Source organism: Nocardioides sp. Root240, from assembly GCF_001428825.1.
GTDB lineage: Bacteria > Actinomycetota > Actinomycetes > Propionibacteriales > Nocardioidaceae > Nocardioides.
Window position 1 is genome coordinate 265,595 of record NZ_LMIT01000001.1, and the last position, 21,159, is coordinate 286,753.

Here is a 21,159-nt window from a genome sequence, read left to right on the forward strand (position 1 = left end):
AGCTTCACTTCAGGAAGTCGGGCACGTCCAGGTCGTCGCCGTCGTCGAACTGCAGCGGCGCCGGGTTGCGGACCCCGACCGGCTGCGGCTCGGCGGGGGCGGACTCGCGGGAGGGTGCGGACTGGGTCGGCGCAGCCTCGCGGGCCGGGGCGGACTGGGCCGGGGCGGACTGGGCCGGCGCGGACGACGTCGTGCGGGCTGCGGGCGCGGCCTGCTGCTGCGGGCGACGTACGGCCGCGGCGTCGCGACGCTGCGGCAGGCCACCGTCGAAGCCGGCGGCGATGACGGTCACACGGACCTCGTCACCGAGGGCGTCGTCGATGATCGTGCCGAAGATGATGTTGGCGTCCTCGTGGACCGCGTCGGCGACCATCGCGGCGGCCTCGTTGATCTCGAAGATGCCGAGGTCGGAGCCGCCGGCGATCGAGAGCAGCACGCCGTGCGCGCCGTCGATCGAGGCCTCGAGCAGCGGGCTGCTGATCGCCATCTCGGCAGCCTGCAGGGCCCGGTCCTCACCGCGAGCCGAGCCGATGCCCATGAGGGCGGAACCGGCGTTGCTCATGACGGCCTTGACGTCGGCGAAGTCGACGTTGATCAGACCGGGGGTCGTGATCAGGTCGGTGATGCCGGAGACGCCCTGGAGCAGCACCTGGTCGGCCTGCTTGAACGCGTCGAGCATCGACACGTTGCGGTCCGAGATCTGCAGGAGCCGGTCGTTCGGGATGACGATGAGGGTGTCGACCTCCTCGCGGAGACGCTCGATGCCCTCGTCGGCGGACTTCTTGCGGCGGGCGCCCTCGAAGGTGAACGGACGGGTCACCACACCGATGGTCAGCGCGCCGAGCGAACGAGCGATGCGGGCCACGACGGGCGCGCCACCGGTGCCCGTGCCGCCACCCTCGCCAGCGGTCACGAAGACCATGTCGGCGCCCTTGATGACCTCTTCGATCTCCTCCGCGTGGTCCTCGGCGGCCTTGCCGCCCACGTCGGGGTTCGCGCCGGCACCGAGACCGCGGGTGAGCTCGCGGCCGATGTCGAGCTTCACGTCGGCGTCGCTCATCAACAGCGCCTGGGCGTCGGTGTTGATGGCGATGAACTCGACGCCCTTGAGGCCGACCTCGATCATCCGGTTGACGGCGTTGACGCCGCCGCCCCCGATGCCGATGACCTTGATGATGGCCAGGTAGTTCTGTGCAGCTGCCACAGCGTCTCACCCCTCCTACGGGTATGGATGCGCGTATCGAATGTGTCCGTTCACCGACGTCGGCGGCCGGACCGCTTCCCCGTGGCCAGCCGGCGTGTCGACAACCCTTACCCTCAGCCTGAGGGTTATAGTTATGTCAACCTCGTCGTGATGACGACAGTAGGGACGCCCGTACCCCTGACGGCGCAGACACGCCGCGCGGGCTGCAAACAGGCCGATCGCGCGGGGTTGTTGACGTGTTCTCGCGGTTGATGACGCTTGCAACCGTCACCAACCGCGAGAATCCCCGCCGGAGCGGGGATTCCTGCGTCGCCGAGACCTCACTTGGTGGTGGGCGAGCCCGGCACGGAGACGTCGTAGACCGAGGCCTTGCGCTTCAGCAGCTGGAGCAGGACGGCGGCCTTGTCGTCGGACTGGTCGGAGCTCCCCCACTTGACCAGCCGGTCGTCGCGCAGGTGGAGCTGGATGTCGTCGACGGTGCGGACCTCGACGTACTCGACCATCGAGGAGACGTCGCCGTCGAGGGCGGTGACCACGGCCGCGCCCTCGCGCAGGGCGGCCTTGTCGGAGCTGCCGGCGACGGAGATGCGCGGCAGGCCGTCGCGGGCGCGGGGCGGGGCCTGGAAGGGCTCACCCTCGGCGTCGAGGACGTAGACCTTCTCGCCGAAGTTGAGCACCGCGACGGGCTTGCGCTCGACGACCTCGATCCGCACCTCGTGCGGCCACTTGCGGGAGACGTCGACCTGGCGCACGGCACCGATGCTCCGGACCCGCTTCTCGATCGCCCGGAGGTCGACGTCGATGAGCGGCCCCCCGGTGGGTACGGCGGCCGCGGCCAGGATCTGCTTGTCGGTCACCAGGTCGTTGCCGACCACCTCGGTGCCCTCGGTGCGCAGCCAGGAGGAGAAGTACAGCGCGTACACGCCGAGGCCGACCAGTGCGATCGCCAGCACCACGGCCAGCACCTTGCGCCAGGTCAGCCAGCGCCGCGCGCGCTGCCGGCGGGCGAACGCCTTGCGTGCCCGGTCCAGCCCGCTCTCCGGCGCCTTGCCCCGGCCCCTAGCCAACGCCGCCCTCCGCGAGGGCCGCGAGCAGCGCCGGGGCGATCGTCGTCACGTCGCCGGCGCCGAGGGTCAGCACCAGGTCGCCCGGCCGGGCCACCTCCACCAGCGTCGGTACGACGGCAGCGCGGTCCGGCTCGAAGCGGACCTGTGCTGCCGGCAGGGGCACCGCACCGGCGACGAGCGCGCCGGTCACCTCGGGGTCGGGGTCCTCGCGGGCGACGTAGACGTCCATGACGAGCACCTCGTCGGCCGCGCCGAGCTCGTGCCCCATCTGCGCGCCGAAGATGCGGGTGCGGGAGACGAGGTGCGGCTGGAAGCACACCACGAGCCGACCGGAGCCGGCGACGAGCGAGCGGGCGGCCTCGAGGTCGCCGCGGATCTCACTGGGGTGGTGGGCGTAGGAGTCGTAGACGCGAATGGCGCCGTCGCCGGCCGATCCGACCAGCTCCATGCGGCGCTTGGCCCCCTGGTGGCGGGCCAGGCCACGGGCGAGGGCCTCCGGGGCGCCGCCGAGCTCGAGGCCGGCGGCGAAGGCGAAGAGGGCGTCCTGCGCGTAGTGCCGGCCGGGGACGGCCAGCGTCACGTCGACGTCGACACCCTCGGCGGCGACGCCGAACCGGGTCGCGCCTCCCTCGATGACCAGGTCGCTGCCCCGGACGTCGGCAGCGGCGTCGAAGGCGGCGGTGACGTCGGCGAGGTCGGCCCGCTCGGCGATGGTGACCCGGGCACCTCGGGCGAACTCGGCGAAGGCCGCCTCGTAGGCCTCCTCGGTGCCCCAGTGGTCGAGGTGGTCGGCGTCGACGTTGGTGATGACGGCGATGTCGGGCGTGTAGACGAGGAAGGCACCGTCGGACTCGTCGGCCTCGACCACGGCGATCTCGCTCGTGCCGAGGCGGGCGTTGGTGCCGAGGCTGGCGACCTCCGCACCGATCGCGAAGGTGACGTCGAGACCGGCCTCCTGCAGGGCCACGGTCGTCATCGCGGTGGTGGTGGTCTTGCCGTGGGTGCCGGCGATCGCGACCACGCGCTTGCCGAGCAGGACCGACTGCAGGCCCGCCGAGCGCGGCCACAGCCGCAGGCCGCGCTCGGTCGCGGCGACGATCTCGGGGTTGTCCTCGCGTGCGGCCGTCGTGGCGACGACGGTGTCGACGCCGTCGAGGTGGGCGGCGTCGTGGCCGACGTGGACGGTGATGCCCTCGTCGCGCAGCGCCCGGACGACGGCGGAGTCGTGGGCGTCGCTGCCGCTGACCGTGACGCCGGACTGGTGCATCAGCCGGGCGATCGCGGACAGGCCGGCGCCGCCGATGCCGACGAGGTGGACGTGGCCGAGCTGGTCGGCGGGGAGGATCTCGTCCGGGACGGGGATCTTCACCGGGTCGTGCCTGCCACGTCGCGGATGATCCGGGCGAGCTTGTCGTCGGCGTCGCGGGGCACCAGGCCGGCGGCGGCCGAGCCCATGGCGGCCAGCCGCGCCGGGTCGGTGGCGAGCGCCGGGACGGTGTCGGCGACGTAGTCGGCGCTGAAGGCTGCGTCCTCGACCAGGAGCGCTCCCCCGGCCTCCACGACCGGGCGGGCGTTGAGCGCCTGCTCGCCGTTGCCGATCGGGAGCGGCACGAAGATCGCGGGGACGCCGCTGGAGGAGGCCTCCACCACGCTGGATGCGCCGGCGCGACAGACCATGAGGTCGGCCGCCGCGAGCGCGAGGTCCATCCGCTCGACGAAGGGCAGCACGACGTACGGGACACCGGTCGGGACCGGCGCGGTCCAGCTCGGGTCGCTCGCACCGTTCGGCCCGATCACGTGCAGCACCTGCACGCCGCCGGAGCCGAGCGCCGCGGCCGCACCGCTGACCGCCTGGTTGAGCCGGCGCGCGCCCTGCGAGCCGCCGGTGACGACGAGCGTCGGCAGCTGCGGGTCGAGACCGAAGAAAGCCCGGGCCTCGTCCCGCAGGGCCGCGCGGTCGAGGGTCGAGATCATCCGCCGGATCGGCAGGCCGACGTACTCCGCCTTGCGCAGCGGGGTGTCGGGGAAGCTCACCGCGACCCGGGTCGCGACCCGGGCGCCGAACTTGTTGGCGATGCCCGGCAGTGCGTTCTGCTCGTGGACGACGAGCGGCAGCTTGCGGCGGCGGGCGGCGACGTAGGCCGGCATGGAGACGTAGCCGCCGTAGCCGACGACGACGTCGGGGCGGACCTCGTCGATCACCTCGAGCGCGGCCTTCACGGCGGCGCGCAGGCGCTTCGGGACCAGGGCCAGGTCCTTGCCGGGCTTGCGCGGGAGCGGGACGGGCGGCACCAGGCGCAGCGGGTAGCCGGCCTCCGGGACCACCTTGTTCTCCAGGCCGCGCGGCGTGCCCAGGCAGGTGATCTCGACATCGGGCTCGAGGCGACGCAGCGCGTCCGCCGTCGCGAGCAGTGGCGAGGTGTGCCCCGCCGTTCCCCCACCGGCCAACAGAACTCGCACGCGCACAACCTACCCGCGGGCGGAGAGACCGGCGGACCTGGCTCGGCGACGCTGCTTGAGGGCGCGGGCCGCGGCGGGCTCGCGGCGGGCGAAGCCGATCACCAGGCCCAGCGCGGCCAGCGTCGGCAGCAGGCTCGATCCGCCGTAGGAGACGAGCGGGAGCGGGATGCCGATGACCGGCAGGAGGGCCAGGACCATGCCGACGTTGATCATCATCTGGCCCAGCAGCCAGACCACGATGCCGAAGGAGCAGTAGCGGACGAAGGGGTCCTTGGTCTCGCGCGCGACCCGCAGACCGGCGTAGGCGATGACCAGGAAGAGGCTGATCACGAGCAGCGTGCCGACCAGGCCGAGCTCCTCGCCGAGCACGGCGAAGATGAAGTCGGTGTGTGCCTCGGGCAGCTGGCCCCACTTCTGCTGGCTGGCCCCGATGCCCTCGCCGAAGATGCCACCGCTGGCCAGGGCGTAGAGGCCGTGGGCCGGCTGCCAGCCGGCGTTGCCGTAGTCCTTGAACGGGTCGGTGAAGTTGGTCAGGCGCTGGAGGCGCTCGGAGTCCGTCGTCGCCAGGCCGAGGGCGGCGGTGCCGACCACCAGGATCGCGAGCGAGAACAGCTTCGCCGGAGCGCCGACGACCCAGAGCATCGCGACCAGGAGCGCGCAGAAGACCAGCGCCGTGCCGAGGTCGTGGCCGACCACGACGAGCGCGGTCGCGAGGCCCATGCCGGGCACGACCGGCACCAGCATCTGGTGCAGGCTGCCGAGGCGCCGGTCCTTGTTGGCGTAGATGTTGCTCGCCCAGATGACCAGCGAGAGCTTGGCGATCTCCGACGGCTGGATCTGCACCGGGCCCAGCGCGAGCCAGTTCGTGTTGCCGTTGGCCTCGACGCCGACGAACGCGGTCAGGACGAGCAGGAGCAGGGAGATGCCGAAGGCGGGGTACGACAGGCCGCGCACCCACGACGTCGAGACCCGCGAGGCGATGAAGGCGCACGGGACGCCGAGCACGACCCACATCACCTGGCGTCGTACGACGGTGTAGGAGTCGCCCGTCTCGCGGAAGGCGTAGACGCTCGAGGCGCTCAGCACCATGATCAGCCCGATGGTGAGCAGCAGCGCGGTGGCGCCGAGCAGCAGGTAGTACGTCGTCAGCGGGCGGTCGAGCGCGTCCTTCAGCGTCGCCGTCCAGCCGGGACGGCGCACCCTCGGGCGGACGGCGAGGCGCTGCGGCAGGTGGAACCGGAACTTCTCGGGGTTCGCGGTGGTGATGACCGACTCCCCCTCACTGTCCCTGGCTAGCTGGCGCCGATGTACTCACGGACCGCCTCGGCGAACGCATCGCCGCGGGCGGCGTAGTCGGAGAACTGGTCCATCGACGCGCATCCCGGCGCCAGCAGCACGGTGTCGCCCGCCTGGGCGACCTCAGCCGCTGCCGCGACGACACGCGCCATCCGGTCGTCATCGACTACCTCACCAGTTTCGGCGCTGTCGACGTCGATCACCGGCACATCGGGAGCGTGTCGCGAAAGCGCCTGCCGGATGACGTCGCGGTCGCGGCCGATCAGGACGACCGCCCGGAGCCGGTCGCCGACCTGGCGGACCAGGTCGTCGAAGCCGGCCCCCTTGGCGAGACCGCCGGCCACCCAGACCACCGGGGCGAAGGCCGCCAGCGAGGACGCGGCGGCGTGCGGGTTGGTGGCCTTGGAGTCGTCGACCCAGGTGAGCCCGGCGTGCTCGGCGACCACGGCGATCCGGTGTCCGTCGGGCTGGAAGGCCCGCAGCCCGTCGCGGACGGCGGCCTGGCTCACACCGTGCGCGCGGGCCAGGGCGGCCGCGGCGAGGGCGTTGGCGACGAAGTGCGGGGCCCGCGAGGCGAGGTCCTCGAGGGTGCACAGCTCGGCGGCGCTCGACGAGCGCTCCTCGATGAAGGCACGGTCGACGAGGATGTCGTCGACCACGCCCAACATCCCCACACCCGGTACGCCGGTGGTGAAGCCGATCGCGCGCGCGCCCTCGACGACCTCGGCATCCCGCACGAGCCGCTCCGTGGCGGGGTCGGCGACGTTGTAGACGCAGGCGCGCTCCACGCCGGTGTAGATCCGGCCCTTGTCGCGGGCGTAGTCGTCCATGGCCGTCGGGCCGTCGTACCAGTCCAGGTGGTCCTCGGCGACGTTGAGCACCGCGGCGCTCTCGGCGGCCATCGAGTCGGTGTAGTGGAGCTGGAAGCTCGAGAGCTCGACGGCGATCACGTCGTAGGGCTCCGGGTCCATCACGGCCTCGGTCAACGGCAGGCCGACGTTGCCGGCCGCAACGCTGCGCAGCCCCGCGGCGCGCAGGATGCTGTCGAGCATCTGCACGGTCGTGGTCTTGCCGTTGGTGCCGGTGATGCACAGCCAGGGCGCGGGGTGCTCGGGGTCACGCAGCCGCCAGGCCAGCTCGACCTCGCCCCACACCGGTACGCCGCGCTCGCGGGCGGCGACGATGATCGGCGCGTCCGGCCGGAAGCCCGGCGAGACGACGAGCAGGTCGGCGTCGTCCGGCAGGAGCGCGGTCGCGCCCTCGTGGACGTCGATCCGCGCGCCGAGCACCTCGAGCAGCTCGGCGCGCTCGAGGATCTTGGGGCTGACGGACTCGGCGACGGCGCGGACGTCGGCACCGAGGTGGAGCAGGTTGTCGACGGCGGCGGCGCCGCTCGTGCCGAAGCCGGCGACGACGACGCGCACGCCCTCCCAGGAGTCCCTGCGGCCGAGGGTGGTGGGGTCGGGGTGCCTCATACCGGGGCCCCCGCGGCATTGTTCAGCGGAGGAGCGAAGCGGGGGAGCGAAGAATGTCGTGGGGTGGTCATAGTCTCGAGACCCACTCGGCGTAGAAGATGCCCAGCCCGGTCGCGACGAAGAGACCGGTGATGATCCAGAACCGGATCACGACCGTGACCTGCTCCCAGCCGAGCATCTCGAAGTGGTGGTGGATGGGCGCCATCCGGAAGATCCGCTTGCCCTTCGTGAGCTTGAAGTAGCCGACCTGCATCATCACCGAGAGCGTCTCCAGCACGAACAGGCCGCCGAGGATCACCAGGAGCAGCTCGGTGCGGGTCAGGATCGCGAAGCCGGCCAGCGCGCTGCCGAGGGCCAGCGAGCCGGTGTCGCCCATGAAGATCTTGGCCGGCGAGGCGTTCCACCACAGGAAGCCGAAGCAGGCGCCGGTGATCGCCGCGGCGATGATCGCGAGGTCGAGCGGGTCGCGGACGTTGTAGCAGCTGGCGCTGGGCTCGTCCTGGCAGAACTGGTTGCTCTGCCAGATGTTGACCAGCGTGTAGGCGCCGAAGACCATCACCGAGGCGCCCGCGGCGAGGCCGTCGAGGCCGTCGGTCAGGTTGACCGCGTTGCTGAAGCCGGCCACGAACAGCCAGATCAGCAGGATCGCCAGGATCATCGGCAGCACGAACCAGTCGAGCTCGCGCAGGAAGGAGACCTTCTCGCTGGCCGGCGTGCGGCCGTTCTCGTCCTCCAGCCAGGAGGAGAGGGCGAGCCAGCCGAAGACGAGCGCGATGACCGTCTGCCCGGCCATCTTCGCCTTGCTGCGCAGCCCGAGGCTGCGCTGCTTGGAGATCTTGATGAAGTCGTCGAGGAAGCCGACCAGGCCCATCCCGACGAACAGGAAGAGCAGCAGCAGGGCCGACGCGCTGGGCGTCGTCAGCGTGATCAGCTTGGCGGCGAAGTACCCGACGACCGCGGCGAGGATGATCACGACACCACCCATGGTGGGCGTGCCGCGCTTGGTGTGGTGGCTGGTGGGTCCGTCGTCGCGGATCTCCTGGCCGTAGCCCCACTGGGTGAAGAGGCTGATCACCACGCGGGTGCCGAGCAGCGAGATCAGCAACGCGATGCCGCCCCCGAGCAGGATGGCTCTCATGGCGTCGTACCCTCCAGGACCTGCTCCGCAACCCATTCCAATGCGACGCCTCGCGACGCCTTGACGAGGACGACGTCCTCCGGTCCGGCATTCTGCCGCAACCAGCTCGCAGCATCCTCCCGCCCCACCGTGACGATCACCTCACCGGCCCCGTCGGCGGCCGCCTCCGCGATCCCGCGGGCGGCCTCGCCGACCACGAGGAGCACGTCGACACCCAGCCGGGCGGCGTCGGCGCCGACGGCGCGGTGGCCGGCGTCGTGCTCGCTGCCGAGCTCCTTCATCTCCCCCAGCACCGCCACGGTACGACGCCCGCGGGACGCCCCGATCGACGCCAGCGCCTCGAGGGCGGCCCGCATCGAGTCCGGGTTGGCGTTGTAGGAGTCGTTGACGACCACCAGGCCGTCCGAGCGCTCCGAGACCTCCATCCGCCAGCGCGACGCGGCGGCCGCGCCGCCGAGCGCCCGGGCCACGTCGGCCAGCGCGAACCCGGCGGAGGTAGCCATCGCGGCGGCCGCGGCGGCGTTCTGCACCTGGTGGAGGCCGGTCTGCAGCAGCTGGACGTCGGCGGCATCCTCGCCGCGAGCCAGGCGGAAGCCCGGGCGCCCGAGCTCGTCGAGCTCGACCGGTCCCCAGTGCACCGTGCCGGTCGTGCCGAAGGTGACCAGGGCAGCATCGGTGCGGGGCGCCATGGCGGCGACGAGGGCGTCGTCGGCGTTGAGGACGGCCGTGCCGGCGGGCCCGAGCGCCTCGACGATCTCGCCCTTGGCCCGCGCGATCTGCTCGCGGCCGCCGAACTCGCCCACGTGGGCGGTGCCGACGTTGAGCACCGCGGCGATGTCCGGCGGCGCGATCGAGCAGAGGTAGGTGATGTGGCCGATCCCCCGCGCGCCCATCTCGACGACGAGGAAGCGGGTGCCGGCGTCCGCGCGCAGCACGGTCAGCGGGACGCCCAGCTCGTTGTTGTTGTTGGCGGCCGTCGCGACCACCGCGTCGTCACCGGCGAGGGTGCGCAGCACCGCGGCGAGGTAGTCCTTGGTGCCGGTCTTGCCCTGCGAGCCGGTCATCGCGAGCACGGTCACGTCGAGGCTGTCGACGACGTGCCGGGCCAGACGGCCCAGCGCGGAGACCGGGTCGTCGACGACGACGGTCGGCGCCTCGGTGGGGCGGCTGCCGAGCACGGCGTGGGCGCCGGCGGCGTACGCGTGGCCGTCGACGCGCTCCCCCACGACCGCGACGAAGAGCCCGTCGGGCACGGGGGTCCGGCTGTCGACGTACGCCGGGCCGGAGACGAGGACGTCGTCGCCGTGCAGCGTGCCGCCGACGACCGACGCGATCTCGGAGAGCCGCAGCGGGATCATCGGGCGAGCACCTCGCGCACGACCTCGCGGTCGTCGAACGGGTGGACCACCCCGGCGACCTCCTGGCCCGTCTCGTGGCCCTTGCCCGCCACCACGACCACGTCGCCGGGGCCGGCGCCGTCGATGGCACGCTCGATGGCGGTACGGCGGTCGCCCACCTCGACGACCTCGGCGGTGCCGTCGCGGGTGCCGGCCAGCACCTCGGCCCGGATCGCCGCGGGGTCCTCGGAGCGCGGGTTGTCGTCGGTGACGATCACCAGGTCGGCCAGCCGGGCGGCGATCTCGCCCATCACGGGGCGCTTGCCGGTGTCGCGGTCACCGCCCGCGCCGATCACGATGACCAGCCGGCCACGGGTGACCGGGCGCAGGGTGCGGAGCACGGCCTCGACCGCGTCGGGCTTGTGGGCGTAGTCGACGACGACGGTCAGGTCGCGTCCGGTCGGCACCCGCTCGAGGCGTCCGGGGACGCCGCCGGAGCCGGCGATCCCGTCGGCGACCTGCTGCGGGTCGAAGCCCGCCTCGGCGGCCGCGGCGACGGCGGCCAGGGCGTTGGCGACGTTGAAGTCCCCCGGCAGGGGGACGAAGGCAGGGACCCGCACACCGTCGGGGCCCAGCACGGTGAACCGCGACCCGTCAGCGCCCAGCTCCACGTCGACGGCCGTCCAGTCGGCGGGCCGTCCGATCGCGTAGGTGCGGACCGGGATGGTGGCCTCGTCGACGAGCCGCCGGCCGTGCTCGTCGTCGGTGCAGACCAGGCCGAGCGCGGCGTGCTCCGGGGTGAAGAGCATCGCCTTGGCCCGGAAGTAGTCCTCCACGTCGACGTGGAAGTCCAGGTGGTCGCGGCCGAGGTTGGTGAACACGGCGACGTCGAAGCGGACGCCGTCGACCCGGCCCATCACCAGCGCGTGGCTCGAGACCTCCATCGCGCAGGCGGTGACCTCGAGCTCGCGCATGCGGGCGAAGAGGCCGTGCAGGTCAGGGGCCTCCGGGGTGGTGAGGGCGGTCTTCACCTCCTCGCCGGCGATCCGGGTGCCGACCGTGCCGACGACCGCGCTGCGCACGCCGGCGGCGAGCAGCCCGCCGTCGAGGAGCCGGGTGACGGTGGTCTTGCCCTGGGTTCCGGTGACGCCGATCGTCCGCAGGGCCGCGGCCGGACGGCCGTAGACCAGTGCGGCCAGCGCACCCAGCACACCCCGCGGGTCCGGTACGACGAGCACGGGCAGCCCGCCCGCGCGCGCCTCCGGCTCCCCCGCCGGATCGGTCAGCAGCGCCACGGCACCGGACGCCGCGGCCTGAGCGGCGAACGAGGCGCCGTGGGCGCGGGCGCCGGGCAGGGCGGCGTACAGGTCGCCGGGACGCACCCGGCGCGAGTCGAGGGTGATGCCGGTGACGGCCACGCCTGTCGAGGCAGGGTCGACGACGACGCCCAGGTCGGCGGCGACGGTGGCGAGCGGGACCGGGGCGGGCTGGGCGGGACGCGTCGGGTCCACGTCCGGGCCGCCGCTCACCACTCGACCGGGGTCTGGTTGGCCTTGCCGCCCGTGGGCGGGACGCCGTAGCGCCGCAGTGTGAAGCTCATCAGCTTCGAGAATGCCGGACCGGCGACGCTGCCGCCACCGCTGCCCGCACGCGGGCTGTGCACCACGACGTAGATCGTGAACCGCGGGTTGTCGGCCGGCGCGAAGCCGGCGAAGGAGACGGTGGTGCTGCCGTCGTAGCCGCCGTTCTCGCCGACCCGCTGGGCCGTACCGGTCTTGCCGGCGACGCGGTAGCCGGGGACGGCCGCGCGCGGCGCGACACCCTCCTCGGGGTCGAGCACCCGCTCCATCATCAGCATCGTCTCGTGGGCTGCGTGGGCGCTGATCACGCGGCGGCTGGTGACGGCGTCGGTGCCGACCTCCTGGCCGCCGTCGGTGCGCGCGCGGCCCATCACGAGCGACGGGGAGACCCGCACCCCGCCGTTGGCGATCGTGTTGACCGCAGTGATCATCTGCACGGCGTTGACCGACAGCGACTGGCCGAACGCGATGCGGTCGTCGACCTGGGAGGTCCAGGCAGCGCCCTGCGGCAGGATGCCCTTCGACTCACCGTTGAGGCCGATGTCGGTGCGCTGGCCCAGGCCGAAGGCGGTGAGGTAGCGCCGCAGCTGGCCGCGGCCGAACTGGTCGGCGGCGAGCACGGTGCCGACGTTCGACGACTTGGCGATGATGCCGGCGAGGGTGAGCCGCAGCGTGCCGTGCTCCCAGTAGTCGCCGATCGGTCGGTCCTGGCGGAACAGCTTGCCCGGCACGCGGAACTTCTGGGTCCTGAACGCCAGGCCCGCGTCGACCAGTGAGCTGACGGTCAGCACCTTCTCGACCGAGCCGGGCTCGTAGACGTCGCTCAACGCCGACGACTTGTAGAGCTTGTCGTCGTAGCGATAGGGGTCCGAGGCGTCGTAGGTCGGGTAGTCGGCGAGCGCGAGGAAGTTGCCGGTCCGGCTGTCCATCACCATGGCGATGCCGGACTCGCCGCCCGCGCCGACGACGGTCTGTTGCAGGACCCGCTGGACGTAGTCCTGCAGGTCGCGGTCGAGCGTGAGCCGCAGGTCCTTGCCGTCGACGGCCGGGGTGACGGTGTTGTCGCCGAGCGGGATCTGGTTGCCGGCACCCATCTCGTAGCGCGCCTCGCCGTCGGTGCCGGAGAGGTACTTGTTGAAGGAGTCCTCGAGACCGGCGAGCGCCTGCGCGGAGCCGTCGTCCTTGGGCGTGCCGAGGAAGCCGAGCAGGTTGGCCGCGACCTCGTCGTTGGGGTAGACCCGCAGCGGGTCCCGCTCGGTCATCAGGCCGGCGAAGGGCCGGCCGTCCTCGTCCTTGAACATCTCCTTGACGTCGGCGACGACCTTCTCGGCCTTCGCCGCCGGGACCTGGCGCGCGACGTACTGGAAGCGGCTGTTCTCGATGCGGAGCCGCTCGAGGGTCTGGAAGTAGTCGACGCCGAGGCGCCGGGCCAGGACCGTCGCCAGCCTGGCGGCCACCGGGCGGGTCACCTGCGGGTCGGCCACGATCATCCGGCCGTCGACCGTCTCGGCGAGCGGCTCGCCGTTGCGGTCGAGGATCTCGCCGCGCGTGGCCGGCAGGACCACCCGCTGGGTGCCCTCGTCGGCCGCCATCTGGGCGTACGAGCCCGGGTCGATCGCCTGCAGCTGCAGCAACCGGCCGGCGAAGACCGAGAGCACGATCGCGATCAGCAGGAAGCCCACGTGCATGCGCCGGTGGGGCGAGCCCCGTCGGGGGCCGTTCCCGCGGCGGGTTCGGAGGGGGTTCAGTCGGCTCAACGCTCTCGTCCTGGTCGCTGACAGGGTTGGGTTCCTGCGGACGTCACGACCCTAGGCTCAAAGATCACCGATTCCGGGCGGACGCGCCGCTGGTGCCGCTCGCGCCGTCGGTCTTCGCCGGGGCGTCGGCCTGGACGTACTTGGTCTTCGGGTCCAGCTCCCGCGGCTTCTTCGGCCCGGGCATGTGCAGCGGGATCCGGTCGCCGGCCGAGGCCGGCGTCGGGTCGCCGAGGATCCTGCCCGTCCGCAGGTCGATCACGGCGGTGGCCGTCGACGGGATCACCATGCCGAGGCGCTGGGCCTCCTGGTGCAGCCGCGAGGGCTTGCGGAGGTTCGCGATGTCCAGCTCCAGCGCCTCCTGCTGGGCGCCGAGGTCGGTGGCCTGCTTCTGCAGCGCGGTCGCCCTGAAGGAGGCCTGCTGCATCGAGGTGTTGAAGAGGAGCAGGCCGACGACGCCGGCGAGCAGGATGATGCTGACGAAGGTCACGAAGGGCACCCGGGGCGCGCGCCTGCGGCGGGTCCGCGGCACGACGGTGAGCCGCGCCCGCTCCAGGGCCGCCTGGGCCAGGCGCGGCGCGACGGTCTGCAGGCGGCGGATCTGCGGTGCGGTGCTGGACATCAGTTGGCTCCCTTGCCCTGGGTGCTGCCGGACCTGCTCGACGAGGTGGAACGGATGCGCTCGATCGCGCGGAGACGGACGGACGCGGCGCGGGGGTTCTCCTCGATCTCCTCCGCGTTGGCCTGCTCGGCGCCCCGGGTCACCAGCCGGTACGACGGCTCGGCCCCCTCCGGCACGAACGGCAGGTCGTCGGGGACGTCGAGCCGGGTCGCGTCGGCGAAGACCCGCTTGACCAGGCGGTCCTCGAGGGAGTGGTAGGACTCCACGACCACGCGGCCGCCGACGCCGATCACGTCGACCGCGGCCGGCATGGCCCGGCGCAGCACGGCGAGCTCGTCGTTGACCTCCATGCGCAGGGCCTGGAAGGTGCGCTTCGCCGGGTGCCCGCCCGTGCGGCGGGCGGGGGCCGGGATGGCGTCGTACAGGAGGGCGACGAGGCGTCCCGAGTTCACGAACGGCTCCACCGCCCGCTCGCGGACGACGGCGTCGGCGATGCGGCGCGCCATCTTCTCCTCGCCGTACTCCCTGAGGACGCGGGTGAGCTCGGGCGCGGTGTAGGTGTTCAGCACGTCGGCCGCGGTGGGCCCGGTGCTGCCGTCCATCCGCATGTCGAGCGGCGCGTCGACGGCGTAGGCGAAGCCCCGCTCGGGCAGGTCGAGCTGCATCGAGGAGACGCCGAGGTCGAACAGGACGCCAGCGACCTCGTCGAGGCCCTGGTCGGCCACCACGTCGGCGATCTCGTCGTAGACCGCGTGCACGCCGGTGAACCGGTCGCCGTACGACGCCAGCCGCTCGCGGCTCATGGCGAGGGCCTGGGTGTCACGGTCGATGCCGATCACCCGCGCCTTCGGGCAGCGCTCGAGGACCGCCTCGCTGTGGCCACCGAGGCCGAGCGTGCAGTCGACGAGGACGGCGCCGTCGCGGTCGAGAGCGGGCGCGAGGAGGGAGACGACCCGGTCCAGCAGGACGGGGACGTGGCGGGGGCTGCTCATGTCGTCAGCGCCCTGTGGACCCGGCGAGCAGGTGCGGCAGGACCAGGAGCAGCGCGCAGCCGACCGAGACGGCCGCGGAGAAGGACATGAGGAGCAGCACCTCGCGTGCCTGCTCCCGCACGCGCGGCTGCGGAGAACGCTCGTGCGCCCGCATCACGCTCATGGCTTCGACCCCTCGACCCGACGGAACTGCTGGAAATGACCGGAACTTGCGTGGAACTGCCTGGAAATCAGGCGGATCCGCAGAGCCAGGTCCCTGCCCGCTCCCGCACCCGGTGTGTTCGGGTGCCCTCTGGTGCCGGGGAAGTGCCCCAGATGGCCGGGTGGCCCGTCCGTCGCTGTGTCCCGCCTGGTGCCGGGGAAGGTGCCCCAGGAGGTGGCGACATCGGGGTGTCGGGAGCAGGAGCGGGCTGAGACCTCGTCCTGCGGATCCGCTGTTGTGTTGTCAGTGGTGCTGCGGGGGGGTGCTGCGTGGGTGGTGCGGCGGAGATCAGTCGTCGTCCTCGTCGAGGTCGGCGAACTCCTCCAGCGCCTCGAGCTGGAACTCGCGCCATGCGGTCGGGTTCCAGATCTCCAGTCGGTCCCGGACCCCGATCACGACCACGTCGCGCTCGAGGCCCGCGTACTCCCGCAGGTGGCCGGGGATGCCGATCCGCCCCTGCTTGTCCGGAGTGCTCTCGTCGCCTCCGGCGAACAGCACCCGGGCGTAGCGCCGGGCGGCGCGGTTGGTCATCGGCCGGGCGGCCTGCCGCTCGGCCTCCTCGGCGAAGACGTCCGTGGGCCACACGACCAGGCACTTGTCCTGTCCCTGAGTGACCACGAGCCCCTCCGCCAGTCGATCCCTGAACTTCGCGGGGAGGAAGAGGCGGCCCTTGTCGTCGAGCTTGGGGGTGTAGGTGCCCATGAAGAGCATCGGGCCACCCCCAGCCGTCCCACCGGACTCCGCCGTTCCTCCACTTTCCACCACAGTACCCCACTTTCCCCCACCGTCAACCACTTTCGCTCCCCCTGCGCCGCTCACGCCCTCCCTGAGTGCGCTCGAGTGCGCCGGGAAACCGCTGGTCAGGGCGGTGGAGCGGGGTGGAGGGGCGGGGTGGAGCGAAGTGGAGGAAAAAGTGGGGGGAAGTGGGGAACTAGGGGCCCTCCGGTGGCGTCACAGGGAGCGCGGGGGCAGCTCGAGAGCTGCCCGGAAGCGGTCCGGGAGCAGTTCCGCCGGGTCCCGCACACACCAGCCACCCGCGCCGTAGGGTTGGTGCACCGTGGCCTCGGGCCATCAGGGACAGCACGACGAGGAGTAAGCCGTGGAGACGCCGATGAGCCCACCGATGAGCCCACCGCCGGGCCCCGCCGCCCCGCCCGCGCCCGTCGCCGGAGCGGCCGGTGCCGCCGCCGACGTCGACACCGTCGCCCGGGTCGCCGGCCAGATCCGGGCCAACGTGGAGAAGGTCATCGAGGGCAAGTCCGAGGTGGTCGGCGCCGCGATCGTCGTCCTGCTCGCCGAGGGACACCTGCTGATCGAGGACGTGCCGGGCGTCGGCAAGACGATGCTCGCCAAGGCCCTGGCCCGCAGCATCGACTCCACCGTGCGCCGGGTGCAGTTCACCCCCGACCTGCTGCCGTCCGACATCACCGGCGTCTCGGTGTTCAACCAGTCGACGCGGACCTTCGAGTTCCGCCCCGGCGGCGTCTTCGCCAACATCGTGATCGGCGACGAGATCAACCGCGCCTCGCCCAAGACCCAGTCCGCGCTACTCGAGTGCATGGCCGAGCGCCAGGTGACGGTCGACAACGTGACCTACCAGCTCGAGTCACCGTTCATGGTGATCGCGACCCAGAACCCGGTCGAGATGGAGGGCACCTACCCGCTGCCCGAGGCGCAGCGCGACCGCTTCCTCGCCCGCGTCTCGATCGGCTACCCGGTGCCGGCGGCAGAGATCGCGATGCTCGCCAGCCACGGCACGGTCAACCCGCTCGACGACCTGGAGCCGGTCACCGACAGTGCCGAGATCCGCAAGCTGTGCGGCATCGTCGCGCAGGTCCACGTCTCCGACGCCGTGCAGCGCTACGCCGTCTCCCTGATCGCCGCGACCCGCAACAACCCCGAGCTCCTGCTCGGTGCCTCGCCGCGGGCGACCCTCCACCTGATCCGCGCCGCCAAGGCCCGCGCCGCGCTGCACCGCCGCGACTACGTGCTGCCCGACGACGTCCGCGCCCTGCTGCAGATGGTGCTCGCGCACCGCCTGCTGCCCAGCGCCGAGGCCGCCGTCGGCGGTCGGGGCGCGGCCGCGATCCTCGACGGGATCGCGGCTCAGGTGCCGGTCCCCGACGCCGGCTCCTGAGCACCCCGGTCGAGCCCCCATGCTGCGTTCCGCGCTCTCCTCACTGACCCTGCGGGGACGGGCGTTCGCCGCGGCCGGCGTGACCGCGATCGCCTGTGCCGTGGTGTTCGGTCAGGCCGCGCTGACCCGCGTCGGCGTCCTGGTGCTGGCGCTGCCGCTCATCGCGGCCCTGGTCGTCGCCCGGCGCCGCCACGACCCGGTCGTGAGCCGCACCGTGTGGCCGCGGCTGCTCCGCGCCGGCGAGTCCGCGCGGATCGACCTGTCGATCTCCAGCGAGCGCCGCCGCGCCGACGGGCCACTGCTGGTCGAGGACACCCTCCCCTACGCCCTCGGCAGCCGACCCCGGTTCGTGCTGCAGGGCCTGGGCCAGCACTGGGAGCGCACCGTCACCTATCCCGTGCGCTCCGACATCCGGGGGCGCTTCGCGGTGGGGCCGCTCGTCGTCCGCATCACCGATCCGTTCGGCCTCGTCGAGCGCCGGCGCCAGATCGGCGGTACGGCGGAGCTCGTCGTCACGCCGCGGGTGCTGCCGCTGCCGGCCATCCCGCTGTCCGGTGGCTGGCAGGGCGCCGGCGAGCACCGGCCGCAGGCCTTCGCGTCCGGCTCGGCCGAGGACGTCAGCGTGCGGGAGTACCGTCGCGGCGACGACCTGCGCCGCGTCCACTGGCGCAGCTCGGCCCGCACCGGCGAGCTGATGGTGCGCCTCGAGGAGCAGCCCTGGGAGGCGCACGCGACCGTCGTCATCGACAACCGCACCCACGCGCACCGCGGGCAGGGACCCGCCTCCAGCTTCGAGTCCGCGGTGGTCGCTGCCGCCTCGGTGATCGTCCACCTCGAGAAGCACGGGTACGCCGTGCAGCTCGCCACCGCCAATGGCGCCGAGGCCGAGGGGGCTGAGCAGTCACTGCGCAAGCTCGCCGTCCTCGGCCTCACGGCACGACCGCAGCTCGACACCGCATGGTCCGGCGACCAGGCTCGCGGTGGCGTCGTGGTCGCCGTACTCGGCGCCCACATCGCCGGCGACACCACGTCGCTGCAGCGGATCCGGCACGACGCCGGTGCCGCGCTCGCCGTCGTCCTCGACGTCGAGCAGTGGTCGGCCACGCGCACCAGCGCCGGACCGGCCGCGGCCGCCACTCCCCTGCTGGCGATCGGCTGGCGCGGCGTCGGCATCGGCCCCCGCGACCGGCTCGACGGCGCCTGGCGCGACCTTGGCCGCGCCCCGTCCCGAGGCGGCGTCGGCCGATGACCTCCCACCGCGCCCCCGCACCCGAGGGCTCGAACGTCCCCTTCGCCCCCGGGCTGGTCGTCGGCCTGGTCGGCCTCGCCACCACGTGGGTCGCCCTGACCGCGTGGCAGGGCTTCGTGTCCCAGCCGACGACGTACCTGAACCGGGTGGCGGTCGTCGGGGCCGTCGTCGTCACGCTCGGCGCGGTGCTGCGCTGGCGGGCCGCTCCGCGGTGGCTGACCGCGCTCCTCCAGGTGCTGGTCGCGGCGGCCATCGTGTCCTGGCAGATCACCGGCAGCCCGCTCCCCGTGGGCGGGAGCGCTGCCGAGATCGGCCACGCGCTGGACCTCGCCGTCGACTCCGCGCGCACCTACAGCGCGCCGATCGGCCCCAACGTGCCGCCGCTGTGGCCGCTGCTGCTGGTCTGCGGTGCGGTGTTCGTCGTCCTCGTCGACGTCGTGGCGTGCACCTACCGCCGCGTCCCCGGCTCCGGACTGGTGCTGCTCGCGATCTACTCCGTCCCGAGTGGGCTGCTCGACGACGGTCCCGGCTGGGGCAGCTTCGCGATCGCCGCTGCCGGCTTCCTCCTGCTGCTCCACCTCGACGCGCGCGAGAACCTCCAGCGCTGGGGCCGCCCGCTCGGCCCCGACGACGCCTCGCCGTGGGGCCACGGCAACCCGGTACGGGAGGCGGCGCGGGCCGGCGCCGGACGGATCGGCGTCACGGCAGTGGCGCTCGCGCTCGTCGTACCCGCGTTCGTGCCGGTGCTCGGCACCGACCTGTTCAACCTCGGCGGCGGGGGCAGCGGCGGCGACATCCGCATCCGCAAGCCGATCGCCGACATGCGCCGCGACCTCGAGCGTGGCGAGGACGTGCCGCTGGTCCAGGTCCAGACCGACGACCCCAGCCCGTCGTACCTGCGGATCTCGGTGCTGAACCGCTTCACCGGCCAGGAGTGGAGCAGCGGCGACCGCGACGTCGACTCCGAGAACACCGCCAGCGGCGCGCTGCCGCCGCCGGCCGGGCTCGCCGAGTCGGTACCCCGCGACCAGTACGACTACCAGGTCCGCATCACCGACGAGCTCGACTCCACCTGGCTGCCCACGCAGTTCCCGGCATCCGCGGTCCGCGCCGACGGCGACTGGCGCTTCGACCCGGCCACGATGGACTTCCTCGCCGCCGACAAGGACCTCGACACCCGGGGCATCGCGTACTCCCTCACCTCCGTCGTCCCGCACTACGGCACCGACGGCCGCTACTTCCGTGACCCGGCCGCCGGTGCGGTGTCCGACGAGGTGCTGGACCTGCCGACCGGCATCCCGCCGATCGTGCGCGACCTGGCCCGCAGCATCACCCGGCCCGCCGACAACGACTACGAGCGCGCACTGATGCTGCAGCGCTTCTTCCGCCAGGACGGCGGCTTCGTCTACGACCTCCGCAAGGCGCCGGCCGGCACCGGCAACGGCACCCTGGAGGCCTTCCTCTCGCCCGGCGGCCGGGTCGGGTACTGCGAGCAGTTCGCCTCCGCGATGGCCGTGATGGCGCGGATCCTCGGCATCCCCTCCCGCGTCGCCGTGGGATTCCTCGAGCCGGACCCGCTCGGCGACGGGCTGTACGAGTACAGCAGCCACGACCTCCACGCCTGGCCCGAGCTCTACTTCGCCGGCGCCGGCTGGGTCCGCTTCGAGCCCACGCCGTCCGGCCGGGTCGAGTCGGTGCCCGACTACTCGCGCGTGCCCCTCGACGGCATCGGCGAGGAGAACACGTCGAACGCCACCAGCTCGTCCGCGAGCAACGGCGGCACGGCGACCGTCGCACCCAACCGGCCCACCAACCGGCCGTCGACGGCACCGGAGGACACCGCGTCGGACTCCTCCGGCGCCGGCAGCCACACCGGACGGAACCTCGCCGTCGGCGGAGGCGCGCTGCTGGTGCTGCTGCTCGTGGCCGCCGCGGTGCTCGGACCGCGGTCCGTTCGTCGTACGGCGCGACGGGTGCGGCTCGGTGGCGGACCGGACGAGCTGTGGGCAGAGCTGCGGGCGACGGCGGTGGACCTCGGGGTGCCGTGGCCCGACGGGCGTTCGCCCGCCGAGGTCGGGGCCGTGCTGGTCGACCGACTCGGGGATCCGTCGGCCGAGCAGCTGGAACGACCGCGGACCGGGGCCGACGTGGCTCCGGAGGCGGCGCGGGCGTTGGCGCGGGTGGTGCTCGCCGTGGAGCGGGCGCGGTACGCGCGGCCGGGCGCGGCAGGTGCCGCGGGCGGCGCGGTCGGCACGCTCGAGACCGTCGACGTCGAGGCGGACGTCACTCTGGTGGCTGCGTCGTTGGCTGCGGGGGTGACGCCTCGGGAGCGGCGGCGGGCGGAGTGGTTGCCGCGATCGGTGTGGGGTGGGGTGCGCGCCCGGTTGCGTCGCTGACCTTGCGCTGCGCTGGCCTTGCGCTGCGCTGGCCTTGCGCTGCGCTGGGCCTGGATCGGACGTGGCTGGGTGGCGGGTGGATGCCTCCGGTGCCTCCCGGTGATCGGTCCCGTCGGCTCGGAGCGGGGGCCCCGCCGTCGGCGGACCTCTTCCGCGTTGGTCGCACCTGGTGCGTACGCCGACGGCACCCCGACGTCGCCGCCGGGACCGATCACCGTCCGGCGCCTCCGGCACCCACCCGCCCGTCTTC

At 72.9% G+C, this 21,159-nt stretch carries 17 protein-coding genes; 3 read left to right on the plus strand and 14 right to left on the minus strand.

Translation table 11 applies throughout. The features are described from left to right. Window positions 1-4 precede the first annotated feature (4 nt). The 14 genes from ftsZ to mraZ form a co-directional block, all read right to left on the minus strand. Window positions 5-1,204, minus strand: coding sequence for a cell division protein FtsZ (ftsZ, locus tag ASE20_RS01220; protein WP_056892706.1), 1,200 nt, complete (start codon window positions 1,202-1,204; stop codon window positions 5-7). 320 nt (window positions 1,205-1,524) lie between these two features. Then, complete coding sequence (locus ASE20_RS01225) at window positions 1,525-2,271, minus strand: cell division protein FtsQ/DivIB (protein WP_056892707.1); 747 nt, start codon at window positions 2,269-2,271, stop codon at window positions 1,525-1,527. Beyond that, complete coding sequence (gene murC, locus ASE20_RS01230) at window positions 2,264-3,640, minus strand: UDP-N-acetylmuramate--L-alanine ligase (protein WP_056892708.1); 1,377 nt, start codon at window positions 3,638-3,640, stop codon at window positions 2,264-2,266. The genes ASE20_RS01225 and murC overlap by 8 nt, the downstream gene beginning before the upstream one ends. Further along, window positions 3,637-4,731, minus strand: coding sequence for an undecaprenyldiphospho-muramoylpentapeptide beta-N-acetylglucosaminyltransferase (gene murG, locus ASE20_RS01235; RefSeq protein WP_056892709.1), 1,095 nt, complete (start codon window positions 4,729-4,731; stop codon window positions 3,637-3,639). The genes murC and murG overlap by 4 nt, the downstream gene beginning before the upstream one ends. Window positions 4,732-4,740: 9 nt before the next feature. Continuing rightward, window positions 4,741-5,931, minus strand: coding sequence for a putative lipid II flippase FtsW (ftsW, locus tag ASE20_RS01240; protein ID WP_225868994.1), 1,191 nt, complete (start codon window positions 5,929-5,931; stop codon window positions 4,741-4,743). A gap of 92 nt (window positions 5,932-6,023) precedes the next feature. Beyond that, a complete protein-coding gene (murD, locus tag ASE20_RS01245) occupies window positions 6,024-7,502 on the minus strand; it encodes a UDP-N-acetylmuramoyl-L-alanine--D-glutamate ligase (RefSeq protein WP_056892711.1) in 1,479 nt (492 codons plus the stop codon). Window positions 7,503-7,569: 67 nt separating this feature from the next. Next, window positions 7,570-8,640, minus strand: a complete 1,071-nt coding sequence (gene mraY, locus ASE20_RS01250; protein ID WP_056892712.1) for a phospho-N-acetylmuramoyl-pentapeptide-transferase — start codon at window positions 8,638-8,640, stop codon at window positions 7,570-7,572. Beyond that, on the minus strand, window positions 8,637-9,998 hold the full coding sequence (locus ASE20_RS01255; protein WP_056892713.1) for a UDP-N-acetylmuramoyl-tripeptide--D-alanyl-D-alanine ligase: 1,362 nt from the start codon (window positions 9,996-9,998) through the stop codon (window positions 8,637-8,639). Before ASE20_RS01255 ends, mraY begins: the two co-directional genes overlap by 4 nt. Then, window positions 9,995-11,428 carry a UDP-N-acetylmuramoyl-L-alanyl-D-glutamate--2,6-diaminopimelate ligase gene (locus ASE20_RS01260; protein WP_225869019.1) on the minus strand — a complete coding sequence of 478 codons (1,434 nt, stop codon included), beginning with the start codon at window positions 11,426-11,428 and terminating at the stop codon, window positions 9,995-9,997. Before ASE20_RS01260 ends, ASE20_RS01255 begins: the two co-directional genes overlap by 4 nt. A 74-nt stretch (window positions 11,429-11,502) precedes the next feature. Beyond that, window positions 11,503-13,245, minus strand: a complete 1,743-nt coding sequence (locus ASE20_RS01265) for a peptidoglycan D,D-transpeptidase FtsI family protein (RefSeq protein WP_056892714.1) — start codon at window positions 13,243-13,245, stop codon at window positions 11,503-11,505. A 133-nt stretch (window positions 13,246-13,378) separates the two neighbouring features. Next, a complete protein-coding gene (locus ASE20_RS01270; RefSeq protein ID WP_056892715.1) occupies window positions 13,379-13,933 on the minus strand; it encodes a hypothetical protein in 555 nt (184 codons plus the stop codon). Further along, the gene (gene rsmH / locus ASE20_RS01275; protein WP_056892716.1) at window positions 13,933-14,925 is read right to left on the minus strand and encodes a 16S rRNA (cytosine(1402)-N(4))-methyltransferase RsmH; all 993 of its coding nucleotides are present in this window, start codon (window positions 14,923-14,925) and stop codon (window positions 13,933-13,935) included. Before rsmH ends, ASE20_RS01270 begins: the two co-directional genes overlap by 1 nt. A 4-nt stretch (window positions 14,926-14,929) precedes the next feature. Next, entirely contained in the window at window positions 14,930-15,088 is a 159-nt protein-coding gene (locus ASE20_RS24560; RefSeq protein ID WP_157538370.1) for a hypothetical protein, read from the minus strand. A gap of 327 nt (window positions 15,089-15,415) precedes the next feature. Then, a complete protein-coding gene (gene mraZ, locus ASE20_RS01280; RefSeq protein WP_056892717.1) occupies window positions 15,416-15,838 on the minus strand; it encodes a division/cell wall cluster transcriptional repressor MraZ in 423 nt (140 codons plus the stop codon). 412 nt (window positions 15,839-16,250) lie between these two features. Between mraZ and ASE20_RS01285 the strand changes: the two genes are divergently transcribed. The 3 genes from ASE20_RS01285 to ASE20_RS01295 are packed head-to-tail and all read left to right on the plus strand — an operon-like array spanning window position 16,251 to window position 20,909. Beyond that, window positions 16,251-17,264, plus strand: a complete 1,014-nt coding sequence (locus ASE20_RS01285) for an AAA family ATPase (RefSeq protein WP_056892718.1) — start codon at window positions 16,251-16,253, stop codon at window positions 17,262-17,264. A gap of 19 nt (window positions 17,265-17,283) precedes the next feature. After that, entirely contained in the window at window positions 17,284-18,513 is a 1,230-nt protein-coding gene (locus ASE20_RS01290) for a DUF58 domain-containing protein (protein WP_225868995.1), read from the plus strand. After that, window positions 18,510-20,909, plus strand: a complete 2,400-nt coding sequence (locus tag ASE20_RS01295; RefSeq protein ID WP_056892719.1) for a transglutaminaseTgpA domain-containing protein — start codon at window positions 18,510-18,512, stop codon at window positions 20,907-20,909. The genes ASE20_RS01290 and ASE20_RS01295 overlap by 4 nt, the downstream gene beginning before the upstream one ends. Window positions 20,910-21,159 lie beyond the last annotated feature (250 nt).

Coding starts and splice junctions, on each gene's coding strand:
- ASE20_RS01270 (WP_056892715.1), bottom strand. CDS start 13,933: ATGTCCAGCACCGCACCGCAGATCCGCCGCCTGCAGACCGTCGCGCCG.
- ASE20_RS01295 (WP_056892719.1), top strand. CDS start 18,510: ATGACCTCCCACCGCGCCCCCGCACCCGAGGGCTCGAACGTCCCCTTC.
- murD (WP_056892711.1), bottom strand. CDS start 7,502: ATGAGGCACCCCGACCCCACCACCCTCGGCCGCAGGGACTCCTGGGAG.
- ASE20_RS01265 (WP_056892714.1), bottom strand. CDS start 13,245: ATGCACGTGGGCTTCCTGCTGATCGCGATCGTGCTCTCGGTCTTCGCC.
- ASE20_RS24560 (WP_157538370.1), bottom strand. CDS start 15,088: ATGAGCGTGATGCGGGCGCACGAGCGTTCTCCGCAGCCGCGCGTGCGG.
- mraY (WP_056892712.1), bottom strand. CDS start 8,640: ATGAGAGCCATCCTGCTCGGGGGCGGCATCGCGTTGCTGATCTCGCTG.
- ASE20_RS01290 (WP_225868995.1), top strand. CDS start 17,284: ATGCTGCGTTCCGCGCTCTCCTCACTGACCCTGCGGGGACGGGCGTTC.
- rsmH (WP_056892716.1), bottom strand. CDS start 14,925: ATGAGCAGCCCCCGCCACGTCCCCGTCCTGCTGGACCGGGTCGTCTCC.
- mraZ (WP_056892717.1), bottom strand. CDS start 15,838: ATGCTCTTCATGGGCACCTACACCCCCAAGCTCGACGACAAGGGCCGC.
- ASE20_RS01285 (WP_056892718.1), top strand. CDS start 16,251: ATGAGCCCACCGCCGGGCCCCGCCGCCCCGCCCGCGCCCGTCGCCGGA.
- ASE20_RS01255 (WP_056892713.1), bottom strand. CDS start 9,998: ATGATCCCGCTGCGGCTCTCCGAGATCGCGTCGGTCGTCGGCGGCACG.